At 44.0% G+C, this 12,006-nt stretch carries 10 protein-coding genes; 6 read left to right on the top strand and 4 right to left on the bottom strand.

The window, feature by feature from the left end; translation table 11 throughout:
* Positions 1–78: 78 nt before the first annotated feature.
* Positions 79–714 (bottom strand): NAD(P)H-binding protein, encoded by a 636-nt coding sequence (locus ECA1_RS05110; RefSeq protein WP_005230609.1) that lies wholly within the window; start codon positions 712–714, stop codon positions 79–81.
* 600 nt (positions 715–1,314) lie between these two features.
* Between ECA1_RS05110 and ECA1_RS05100 the strand changes: the two genes are divergently transcribed.
* The 4 genes from ECA1_RS05100 to ECA1_RS05085 all read left to right on the top strand — a co-directional run bounded on the left by ECA1_RS05100 (position 1,315) and on the right by ECA1_RS05085 (position 6,506).
* Positions 1,315–2,316, top strand: coding sequence for a bile acid:sodium symporter family protein (locus ECA1_RS05100; RefSeq protein ID WP_005230603.1), 1,002 nt, complete (start codon positions 1,315–1,317; stop codon positions 2,314–2,316).
* Positions 2,252–3,352 carry an iron-containing alcohol dehydrogenase family protein gene (locus ECA1_RS05095; RefSeq protein WP_005230601.1) on the top strand — a complete coding sequence of 367 codons (1,101 nt, stop codon included), beginning with the start codon at positions 2,252–2,254 and terminating at the stop codon, positions 3,350–3,352. Before ECA1_RS05100 ends, ECA1_RS05095 begins: the two co-directional genes overlap by 65 nt.
* A 168-nt stretch (positions 3,353–3,520) precedes the next feature.
* A complete protein-coding gene (locus tag ECA1_RS05090; protein WP_060791881.1) occupies positions 3,521–5,404 on the top strand; it encodes a glycosyltransferase family 2 protein in 1,884 nt (627 codons plus the stop codon).
* Positions 5,405–5,756: 352 nt separating this feature from the next.
* Positions 5,757–6,506 (top strand): SagB/ThcOx family dehydrogenase, encoded by a 750-nt coding sequence (locus tag ECA1_RS05085; protein WP_005231944.1) that lies wholly within the window; start codon positions 5,757–5,759, stop codon positions 6,504–6,506.
* Between the two features lie 142 nt (positions 6,507–6,648).
* Here the strand turns inward: ECA1_RS05085 and ECA1_RS05080 are convergent, their stop codons facing one another.
* A complete protein-coding gene (locus tag ECA1_RS05080; protein ID WP_005230594.1) occupies positions 6,649–7,086 on the bottom strand; it encodes a MerR family transcriptional regulator in 438 nt (145 codons plus the stop codon).
* 165 nt (positions 7,087–7,251) lie between these two features.
* Between ECA1_RS05080 and ECA1_RS05075 the strand changes: the two genes are divergently transcribed.
* Both ECA1_RS05075 and ECA1_RS05070 read left to right on the top strand, forming a co-directional pair.
* The gene (locus tag ECA1_RS05075; RefSeq protein ID WP_005230592.1) at positions 7,252–7,992 is read left to right on the top strand and encodes an SDR family oxidoreductase; all 741 of its coding nucleotides are present in this window, start codon (positions 7,252–7,254) and stop codon (positions 7,990–7,992) included.
* Between the two features lie 362 nt (positions 7,993–8,354).
* Positions 8,355–8,561 carry a hypothetical protein gene (locus ECA1_RS05070; protein ID WP_005230591.1) on the top strand — a complete coding sequence of 69 codons (207 nt, stop codon included), beginning with the start codon at positions 8,355–8,357 and terminating at the stop codon, positions 8,559–8,561.
* 86 nt (positions 8,562–8,647) lie between these two features.
* Here the strand turns inward: ECA1_RS05070 and ECA1_RS05065 are convergent, their stop codons facing one another.
* Both ECA1_RS05065 and ECA1_RS05060 read right to left on the bottom strand, forming a co-directional pair.
* Positions 8,648–10,114, bottom strand: a complete 1,467-nt coding sequence (locus ECA1_RS05065) for a glycoside hydrolase family 1 protein (RefSeq protein ID WP_005230590.1) — start codon at positions 10,112–10,114, stop codon at positions 8,648–8,650.
* An 18-nt stretch (positions 10,115–10,132) separates the two neighbouring features.
* A complete protein-coding gene (locus ECA1_RS05060; RefSeq protein ID WP_005230589.1) occupies positions 10,133–12,001 on the bottom strand; it encodes a beta-glucoside-specific PTS transporter subunit IIABC in 1,869 nt (622 codons plus the stop codon).
* Positions 12,002–12,006 lie beyond the last annotated feature (5 nt).

The following is a 12,006-nucleotide window of genomic DNA, read 5'->3' as shown; positions in this document are numbered from 1 at the left end:
ACAAAAAAAAGCCGCACGCCAACGATTCATTGCCGTACAGCTCCTTCAGTACATTCTCTTCAAGCCCAAAGGCTCGCCTTAAAGCTGATCCAGTGCCTCGCTGATGGGGGTTTCCCCAGCTTGGACTTTGATGACTTTTTGATAAGTTGCTGGACGTTCCAGCATTTCACCTAACAAGACGGCGACATCCTCGATGGGGATCGCACCAGAGGTCGTTTCACTGATCTCGATCAAACTAGAACCTGGCGTTTCTTTCAACGCACCCGGCTGCAAAATCGTATAGTCTAGTGCGGTGTTGTCGATCAGCCAGCGATCAGAGAAAAATTTGGCGATCGTGTAATCCATCAATGACGCCATGCCTTCCCTTTGCCACTGTTCAGGTTCTAAGGCATAGGCTGAGCTAAGGTGGATGTAGCGCTTAATTCCTTTTGCTTCAGCGGCTTGCATCACTTTGACCGCACCATACAGATCAGATTGCAGCAAGTCTTTGCCTCGGGAACCCGCCACGAAGTATACCGCTTCCGCATCTGCGAATTTCGCCGCCATCTCTTCCGGTTCTGTGTGTAAATCAAAGAACACGGGCTTGATCGTCTCCGTTTCTGTGATTTTCTCACTGCTGCGCGCACCAGCATAAACGATGTGTCCTTGTTTTTCTAGAAAGGTGATCAATTTTTGGCCTACTCGTCCAGTAGCACCAACGACAAAAATTTTCATTTTCTTTGCTCCTCTCGTTTCTTTTTCCAACTCTTGCTAGTATCATCGTAGGACAAAAACCAAGATCCAACAACTATTCTGTTTCTAAACGAAGGGGAAAAAAGCACAGCACAAACCAATTCTTGCTGTTTTTCCCCATAGAAACCCATGTTTTTTAAAAAACACCCAAAAAAATGAAAAAAATTTTCTCAAACAATTGACAAAGCGTTGACTCTTTTGTAGACTAGGTAGAAATAATTTAAATATTTAGAAAATTCCAAATAAAGAAAAGGACGGTGGCGTATATGACCCGCACCAATGTTAGCAAACGAATTATTTTATTATTATAGTCGGGACTGTTTGATTTTATACATTCAAAGAGTCCCTATTCACATTGCATCCAAAAAGAAGAACAGCTTCTTGAGATGGAGTGTTTTTTTATACCCATTTTCAAGAAAGCGGCCTTTTGCAAGCTGACACCTTGATGTCAGATAGATCCAAAACGCTCGTTGACCAACTGCTGCCGATTCCCCGCGGTTATGCACTGCACTTATTCTAAAGACCCCTTCTGTTTGGACACTTGATTGGTCAAGCAGAAAAAAGGAAGGATGATTTTTTATTATGAAAACCGTCAACACGATCGCTGCTTTTGTAAACAAGTATTTGATCTACATCATGATTTTATTGATGATCGTCTCTTATTTTTTCCCGCAACCCTTCTTATGGATTCCGCCTCGTACAACGATTCTTTTGAGCATCATCATGTTTTGTATGGGGATGACTCTAAACGTTGCTGCGTTTAAAATGGTCGTCTTACAGCCCAAAGCATTCATCTTAGGGGTGCTTTTCCAGTTCACCATCAGCCCTTTGGTGGCTTACGGCTTAGCGCAGCTGTTTGGTCTTTCTTCCAGTTTGATTATCGGTTTTGTCTTACTAGGCTGCGTTTCTGGTGGAACCGCCAGCAATGTCATGACCTTCATCGGCAAAGGCGATGTCGCCCTCACCGTTTCCATGACCACGGTATCGACCTTGTTAGCGACCGTCGTTACACCCTTTTTGGTTTATGTCTTGGCTGGTCAGTACACCGAGATCTCCTTCTGGGAAATGCTCTTGTCTGTCTTGCAGATGGTGCTTTTGCCAATCATTTTAGGGGTGATCGTCCACAAACTCATTGCCAAGCACATCGAGCGATTTCTGCAATCATTTGTGTTGATTTCTTCCGTCAGTATCTTATTGATCGTTGCAGGAACTGTCGCTCGCAACGGCGCCGTCATCGTCCAATCTGGCTTGATCGTGATTTTCTTAGTCTTGCTCCATAACTTGATCGGCTACGGCGCAGGCTATGGTCTGAGCCGTGTGATGGGCGTCAGTGCCACCCAAGCCAAATCCATCATGTTTCAATTAGGAATGAAAAATACTGGCCTAGCGATCTCGTTAGCCAATGCCCACTTTGCCGCCATTGCTGCAGCCGTTACCCCTGCCGCAGTCGGCATGGTGATCCATCAAATTACCGGACCAATTTTAGCCAATCTCGTGGCCAAGAAAGAAGGAGAAAAGTATGAGTCAAAGTATCTTTTTGCCAAACTACACAATCGGGGCGGACGCCTACGAAAAAGTAAATGACATCGTAAAACCATACGGCACCAATGCCGTGATCATCGGCGGAAAAACCGCCCTTGAAAAAGCTGAAGACAAGATCAAAGCCGCTTTAACGTCAGCAGTCCAAGTGACGGATACCTTGTGGTACGGCGGCAACTCGACCTATGAAAACGTCGATCAGCTGTTCGCTACTCCAAGTGTCCAAGCCGCCGATGTTCTATTCGCCGTTGGTGGCGGCCGCGTCTGCGATACCGTCAAAGTGGTTGGGGAAAAAGCTGGCAAACCAGTCTTCACCTTCCCAACGATTGGCTCCAACTGCTCACCAGTCACCGCGGTTTGTGTCATCTATAAAGAAAACGGCGAGATGCAAGGGTTGTTTTTCCCTTCGCAACCGCCGACCCATGCCTTTATCGACAGTGAGATCATCGCCCAAGCCCCCGACAAGTACTTATGGGCAGGAATCGGCGATGCCCTCTCCAAAGAGATCGAATCGACATTTTCAGCGCGGGGCGATCAGTTAGATTACACCGATGGGTTAGGCATCCAAATCGGCAAAATGTGCACGGAACGCTTATTGCAATACGGCACACAAGCCTTGAAAGACAGTGCCGCCAATCAGCCGTCTTATGCCATTGAGCAAGTCGTCTTGGATATCATCGTAACCACCGGCTTAGTTTCCGTCTTAGTCGTCAATGATTACAACTCCGCCCTTGCTCATTCCTTTTACTACGGAACGACCGTTTTGGAAAAAATGGAAGACTATTTACACGGCGCATCCGTTAGTTACGGCGTTTTGGCCTTGTTGCAGCTCGATCAGCAAGATGCCCTCTTCCAGCGCATCTACGCCTTTATGAAGGAAAACAAACTGCCGGTTTGCCTAGCAGATATGGGCCTTAACGACACCAGCGATCTTGAGGCAATCTTAGACAAAGCAATGACCACCAATGACATCGTCCACGTGCCTTATGAGATCACGCGAGAAATGTTTAAACAGGCAATCCTAGACGTGGAAGCCTATCATGCCAAACAAAACCAAGCAGCATTGGCAGCTGCCAATTAAATGAAACCCTCCAGCAATTCGTTGCTGGAGGGTTTTTGTTTGGCCTTTTTCTCTTCTTCGTACTTGTCCTCCTTCTTCTTTCTCACATGTTAAAAAAATGCAATCGTTTACTTTGATTTATTTTTAAAAACTTATTACTATTTTAGTATAACAAAGGAGGAGATTGGTTTGGAATTGGTTTATTTATCTGGGTTGTTTTTGGTCATTTTCTTGTTGTATTTTCTGGCAAAGAAAAATAATCGAATCAAACAGCTGTTTTCGAAGATCACGATTGCTTTTCTGTTTATTTACTTGGTTTGGCGTTTATTTTTCACGATCCCGATTGATAGTTCTGCTTCACTAGTATTTGGGATTATTCTCTATATTGCGGAAGTCATTGGTTTATTTGTCTATGGCTTTTTTGTTTACCTTTTTTCCAATAAGCTCTCAAAAGAATACCGCTACGAGGGGGATGAAGCAGAAGAATTCTTGCCAAGTGTCGCCGCTTTTATTTGTACTTACAATGAAGACATCAAGCTGGTGATCGCCACCGCACTGGCTGTCAAAGCCTTGAAATACCCCAATAAAAAAATCTATATCTGCGATGATGGCCATCGAGAGGAACTAAAAGAAATGGCCGAGCGAATGAACCTCGGCTATTTGACCCGCGAAGGAAATGCCAATGCTAAAGCTGGGAATATCAACTATGCCTTGTCCCAAACCAGCAGTGACTTGATTTTGCTTCTGGATGCTGACTTTATCGTCAAAAAGAACATTATTTTTGAAGCTGTCGACTATTTCCGCAATCCTAAAGTTGCATTGGTGCAATATCCACAAATATTTTATAACAAAGATCCTTTTCAATTACTGCGCAAATCCATGTACAACGAACAGGAATTATTCATGCGCTTTCTAGAACCCGCACTTTCTCGTGAGAATGCTTTGATCCATATCGGTACCAATGCCATCATTCGCCGCAGTGCCCTTGAAGAGATCGGCGGCGTTCCTACCAGCAGTATCACCGAAGATATGGCGACCGGGATGCTTTTACAAGACGCCGGCTATGAAACGATTTTTATCAATAAAGCCTATGCCTTGGGGATCACTCCTTACACTGCCAAAGAGCTGACCTCACAACGGACTCGGTGGGCGCAAGGAACGAAACAAATTTTTGACCACTTCAAACCGCGCCGCTTAAAAGGGTTGTCGTTCATGCAAAAACTTTGTTATTACAACTCCTATTTGTATTGGTTTACCTCTTTCCAAAAAATCATCTTTTTATTGGCACCAACCTTATTTATGGTTTTTGATATCTTTATCGTCAGAAGCAACAATCACCAATTGTTGCTGTTCTTTTTACCGCCTTTCATTATGATTTCCCTGTCGTTTCGGCTGTATGTCCCTAAGATCAGGAACCTGACAAGTTCCCACATCTATGATTGCTTTGTCGCTCCTATCCACACCGGGGCATTGATCAAAGAATTTATGAAATCACAGAAAAAATTCAACGTGACCAAAAAAGAGATCGTCGGCAGCAACGCCTTTGATTGGCGAACCGTCTTGCCCCACATCATCCTCTTTACTTGGATTTCCTTTGCCTGTCTGGTAGCTGGGTATCGTTTGTACCGAGGAGAAGGGTATGAATTCGGCTATATCGTGACCTTGATTTGGTCGCTCTATAACCTCTATGGCTTGTTTTATGCCATTTTGATCGGGAAAAACCGTTTTATCGAAAGTGATAGTGAAGCCTTGAGTATCGCCATCAATCGTCAGCTTTCTTATGATGCCAAGACGTTCGAGATGTATCAAATGAGTTTCAATGGCTTCCGTGTCCGTACTCATCCCGAGCAAACCTTCATACCAGGTGAAAGTTACGTCTTTTACGATGATAAGCGTCGCTTCACTATCAATTCGATTTGCCTAGAGGATCATGGCTCCTATGTGACTTTTGCCTTTAACAATCTAACACCGCAATCTGCTGAAGAGCTTGCCAGCTACTATAGCGACCAGCTCAATGCTGCCAAACAGTTGGAATTTGATATGGAGGAAGAAGTCGCAGAAATGAACAGTTAGTCCCGCCCCCTTTGTCGCAAGAGACAAGGGGGCTTTATTGATTCCAGACGGCTCCTCAAAGGGCTGTTCCCCATCTAATGATGATTGTCTTCCTTTAGATAACACTCTGGCATTTGCTGCATACTTTTCCAATGATCATTGATTGAAAGAGCCAGAACAGAATCTAGACGATTTCTCGATAGTAAATACTTTTTAAGCCTTTAGAAAATATTAAAGAGTCTGCTTTCCCTATGACCTGATTGAGCTGATGCGCTTGTCACCGCTCACAAATTTGTGAATAAAAGCGCATGAAAAAACAATCCTTGTTATACTTATAAATAACACGAAGCCCTTAGAAAAAGGAGGAATCCTTATGACCCGTTACAAACGATTTCGCTTTGCTCATTTAGTCGCTCTTTTGGTGCTGGGCTTACTCCTCACTGGCTGCAGTGCGGATACGGCACCAATTGAAGAACAACCGACTGCCAACACCGCAACTTCTTCCGAACCAGCAGTTTCCTATGAAACCTTTCCATTGCCACAACCAATCTTAGACGGGGATACCAGTGTGGCGGAAGCTCTCTTCGAGCGGCGCTCGCAACGGGATTTTCAAGATACTGAGCTAACACAAGAACAGTTAGCACAGCTTTTATGGGCCGCTGCCGGTGTCACTACAGAAGATGGTCGCCGCACAGCGCCTTCGGCTGGTGCCTTGTATCCCTTAGACCTCTATGTCGTGGTCACACAGGTAACGGGGCTTGAGCCAGGGCTTTATCTGTATCAACCTGAGCAACATGCCTTAGCAAAAGTTCTTGCCGGCGATTTTCGGACCGCATTGGCGGAAGGTTCGTTGGATCAGCCAGCGATTCAACGGGCACCTGCCACATTGCTTTATACAGTGGTTTATGAACGACTGATCGAGCGCTATGGGGACCGAGGAATCGAACGCTATGCCTATATCGAAGTCGGTCATTCCGCCCAAAACGTCCTTTTGCAGGCCCAAGCGTTAGGCTTAGGCGCTGTGCCGATCGGCGCCTTCACGGATTATGAACTCACAGAGCTGCTGCAGCTGCCAACGGAAAATGAACCCCGCTATTTGATTCCTGTAGGCGTTATTGAGTAACACTGCCGACGAACGAAATCCAATTTTCATGGGACTGATGAACTGCCGTTAGAAAACGGCAACTGGCAAGGTTGATTTTCCCAGAAAAACCAGTAGAATCGAAAAACCACCTGCAAAAACAGCAGGTGGTTTTTCGATGGGCTTACAGTTTGTATGCTCGGACTTCTTCGGGTATTTCTTCTAGCGGCAACTCTTTTACCACCGCTTCGGTGCCTGCTGCCATCGCGGTATCGTAGTACCAGCATTTGTATTTGATCGTATTCATGGTTTCTTGCAAGGCTGCCATTTGCTTTGTGACTTCTTCCAGACGTTCATGAAACAGCTGCTGCCGTTTCTGCAAAGACGCATCGCCTTCCTCGCCCCAATCCAAGAAATTCTTGATGTCTTTGATGGGCATGCCGGTATTCTTCAAACAATCGATCACTTTGATCGTCGCTACTTCTTTTTCTGAAAACACCCGAATGCCGCCATTACTGCGGGCCAACTTCGGAAACATCCCTTCTCGATCGTAATAACGCAGTGTCGAGATGGGGATATTGGTCGTTTGTGATACTTCGCCAATCGAGTAACTCACTTGCATCGCTCCTAAAAAAAATTATATTTATCGCTTGACCTAAACCTAACTTCAGATTCTACAATTAAAATACACCGCAAGCACTGTACTGTCAATCACCTATCGTCTCACAGGTTCACCATTGGCAGTAGCAGGATTCGCTGAAAAAATCATTCACTGGAGGAAATACAAATGACAGAAATCAAAGAGAAAGTTATCGTAATTATGGGGGCCTCTTCAGGAATTGGGGAAGCAACTGCCGTTAAACTAGCCGAGCAAGGGGCAAAAGTAGTGATCGCTGCCCGCCGTGAAGAGCGCATCAAAGCACTGGCTGAAAAATTAGGAGAAAATGTCTTGTATCAAACAGCTGATGTCACCAATCGCGAACAAGTCCAACAAGTCATTGATTTAGCCATGACCTCCTTTGGTCGGATTGATGTCCTTTTTAATAATGCTGGCATCATGCCTCAAGGAAACTTGGCAGAGTTGAACTATGACAGCTGGCAACAAATGCTGGATATCAATATCATGGGGGTATTGAACGGGATCGGCGCTGTGCTGCCCATCATGCAAAAACAACAAGACGGCTTGATCATCGCCACTGACTCAGTTGCCGGACATGTCATTTACCCAGGTTCTGCCGTGTACAACGGGACAAAGTTTGCAGTTCGTGCAATCATGGAAGGCTTGCGCCAAGAAGAACGTGAACATGGCATTCGCTCCACCATCGTCTCTCCAGGAATGGTCTCCACGGAATTGTTTGAAACCGTCGGCAATGCTCAACTAGAAGCAGCCTTGAAAGAAACCTCTCGCGTAGAAGGCAATAGCCTAACACCAGAAGATGTAGCAAATGCAGTGGTTTATGCCATTCAACAGCCCAAACATGTGGCGATCAGCGAAGTCTTGCTACGCCCAGCAAAACAAACCGTTTAAGCTATTTCTACTAGCCCGTGAAACCTGCTTCCGCTTGATGCGGCCGCAGGTTTTTTTGTCGTCAAATCCCGCCGTTTTCCAGGACAAAATTGCTTGGTTTTCTTGTTACACCCACTTGTCCAAAGAATGTAAACCAATCGTTGCTTTATGTAAACGACTACGTTCTGTTGCTACGGGGGAAATTTTTTTATACTTAGTACAAAGCTTCCGTATAAAACGATCAATCAGAAACGAACCTGTCGTTCTCCTCTTATTTACAAATAGCTGACCATGATCGTTTTCCCGCCTTCACCGTTGACTTGCAAGTATTATCAGCTGTCCTCTTTTAGTACTTGCTTTTTATAAAAGAATGGAGTGAGTGTATGAATGTGAAACAGCTACTCATTATTGCCGAGCAACGAAGAAACATCACGAATCAGAAATTGACCTATGCAGAAAACTTCTTGGCGGCCGGCTACTCTGCTGCCGAATTGCTGGCAGACGAAACCTTTCTCGAATTAGAGCGAAGGGAAACCCAACTGATTGCAGAACGCAACGCCATTTTTTACGAAGAAGTCAGCCACAATTAATCCCCCTGTCCAATTGTAGGCGACGAAAAAGCGAAGGCTCAGCAGCACCTTCGCTTTTTTCTGTAATAACTTGAGCTTGCAGTTTTCTATTTAATTCCTTCACCATTTGATTGAATCACTTTTTTGTACCAATAAAAGGACTTTTTCTTATAGCGAGCCAACGAGCCAGTCCCATCGTCATGCTTGTCTACATAAATAAACCCGTAGCGTTTTGCCATTTGTCCAGTTCCTGCTGAAACAAGGTCGATGGGCCCCCAAGAAGTATATCCGATAAGATCAACACCATCTGCAATAGCATCAGCCATTGCCTTAATATGTCTTCGTAAATAGTCGATACGATAATCATCCTCGACTGTATATTCACCATTTTTTTCAATGAGGGTATCCATTGCACCTAACCCATTTTCGACCACCATCAAGGGAATTTCATAGCGTTCATAAATTTGATTTAACGCAATGCGCAATCCTAATGGATCGATTTCCCAGCCCCATTCACTCGCTGTAAGATGCGGATTTTTAACCCCATTGAAAAAATTCCCCGTTTGCTTTTCGGCTTGATCATTTACTTTAGTCACAGTAGAAGATTGGTAGTAAGAAAACGTATAGAAATCAACAGTGCCCTCTTTCAGTACTTCTAAATCTCCTGCTTCGATAGTAAGGTCTATCCCTCTATCTTGCCAAAACTTTTTAGCAAAATATGGATAGCGACCTTTCACTTGAACATCACCACAGTAAAAATTACTGATATTAGTCATCTCTTGTGCAAAACGAATATCCTCTGGATGAGAAGACAACGGATAAATCATTCGATAGGCAATCATACAGCCCATTTGCAAATTTTTGTGTAGACTTTTTGCGTACTTGATCACTCGGGCACTTGCAACGAATTGGTGGTGGAGCGCCTGAAACCGTTGCTGACTGTTATCGATATTTTGTGTATTCAAAAAATCATCAATATCTTTTGGATACATTCCTCCTCCTAAATACGTACCCACCCCTACATCTCTGGATAAAATATTGATTTCATTGAATGTTAGCCAATATTTCACATCATCCTGATAACGATCAATGACCGTCTTGGCGAATCTTTCATACGATTCAATCATTCCTCTGCTTTCCCAGCCATTGAACTGTTTTGTCATTTCTATCGGTGATTCATAATGAGACAATGAGACCATCGGTTCTATCTCGTACTTCTTTAATTCTGCGATCAGATCATCGTAAAACTTTAACCCTTCTTCATTTGGTACTTTCTCTAAACCGGTCGGAAAAATACGAGTCCATGCGATAGAAAAGCGATACAGCTTAAATCCCATTTCTGCAAATAAAGCAATATCCTCTTTGTATCGATGAAAATGATCAATCGCCTCATGACTTGGATAAAAAGCACCTTCTTCAATTTCTGTGGTGATTCGCCGAGGCGTGTTCACATCGCCTCCCAGAAGCAGATCACTGATTGACATTCCTTTGCCGCCCACTTGATACGCTCCTTCTAATTGATTGGCAGCTGTCGCCCCACCCCAATAAAATCCATCTGGAAATTTTGTTTTCATTTTTTCCCCTTCTTTCTTCTAAATAATTGTTACTAATTTATTCGAGTAATCAATCAATTCATCGTGCTCAAAAAATACCGGTTCATTCTGATTGTTCATAAAAATCAAAACAGAAGTTGGATCGTAGCCTTTAGACTTGATAAAATCAATATCAACACGGGCTAGCAACTCACCCGCCTTTACTCGCTGACCTTCCTCAATAAAAAGTTCAAATCCTTCTCCATCCAGTTTCACTGTATCTAATCCAATATGCAGTAACATTTCTAATCCATTATCATGTCGCAACCCGATGGCATGTTTTGTTGGAAAGACAGTCGTTATCGTGCCTTCAATCGGTGAATGGAATTCTCCTGACGCAGGATCGATCGCTAGCCCTGGTCCCATTTGTTCGGTAGCAAAAACCTCGTCAGCTACTTCACTCAGCGGCAAAACGCTGCCACGGACGAAGCCTTGAATCAATGCTTCTTCAGCCGCTGTCCGTTTTTCTGAAGCAATCGGTGAAGGATTCTCCAACGTTTTCATATCTTCTTCAATACTCTCTTCAAAACCAAAAATGACTGTCAAAACAAACGATATCGAAAAAGCTAACGCCAATGTTATGGCTGCTTTTACAATATTAGAGGCATCCTCTCCGAAAAATACCGGCAAGGTCAAAAGCCCCGGCGATCCGAATGAATAGCGGACTAGTCCGCTGATCCCCGCATAAAAACCAGCAATTCCACCTGAAATCATCACATAAATCAGTGGTTTTTTCAGTTTCAAGTTAACCCCGTACAGTGCAGGTTCCGTGATACCAGACAGCGCCGTGATACCGCTGGAAAAAGCAATTTGTTTCATCTGTTTATCTTTGGTTTTAACAAATACCCCAAAGGCGGCCCCCGCTTGCGAAATGTTGCTTGCTAACATACCTGGTCCTTGGACGATCTCAAAGCCTACGGTTGAAAAGGAGACTTGCGCAATCGGAGTCAAAGCCGTATGCATACCAACCATTACTAATAAAGGCGTGAAGATGCCCATCAGTGTCGGCACGAGCCATGGAACAGTCACTCGCAGATAATCCACAACAAAGAACAATCCATCTCCAAAAATCGCGCCGATAGGTCCTAAGATCATCAGTGCTAGCGGAGCCATGATGATCACGATGAAAAGCGGTTTCAACATGGTTTTTAGTACACTCGGAATGATCTTTTCAGATAAACGATCAACATAACTCATAACCCAGACGATCAAGATGATTGGGATAACCGTTCCTGAATAAGCGGCTTCACGTATCGGAAGCCCAAACAGCTGCATAGAAACATCCGAGGCAACCAGACTCTGAAATGTTGGATGTAGTAAGACGCCTGTGATCCCCAATGCTAAATAAAGATTGGTTTTGAATTGTCTTGCCGCACTAGCCGCAATTAAAAAAGGCAAAAAGTAAAAGGCGGCATCTCCAATCATATTGATGATTTGATAATTTAAACTTTCTCTACTCAATCCCAAAAGGACCAGTAAAGCTAAAACCGCCCGAATTAAACCAAATCCGATCAATGCTGTAATGATTGGCGCCATTACACCAACAATGTTTTCGACGATTCGTTTCACAAGTCCGTTTTTAGGTGTATCTACAGCTTCAGCACTGTTTTTTTCCGTGATTTTATACTGATTGATTACAGTCGAATAGTAATTTCCTACTTCTCCACCAATCACAAATTGTACTTCATCTCCGGTCAATTTAGTCCCTAGTACTCCTGGAATTTCCTTCGCCTGTGCTTGATTGAATTGCGTGGTATCTTTTAACTGGAAGCGAAGGCGAGTTGCACAATGATAGACCGCGTTAATATTTTTCTCTCCACCGATCGATTGAATGATTTTGTCTACTGATTCTTTCTTTTTATCAACCATTTGGT

Source organism: Enterococcus casseliflavus NBRC 100478 (genome assembly GCF_001544095.1).
Classification (GTDB): Bacteria; Bacillota; Bacilli; order Lactobacillales; family Enterococcaceae; genus Enterococcus_D; species Enterococcus_D casseliflavus.
Note: the sequence above shows the minus strand (reverse complement) of the source record. Positions and strands in the feature narration are given on the sequence as shown.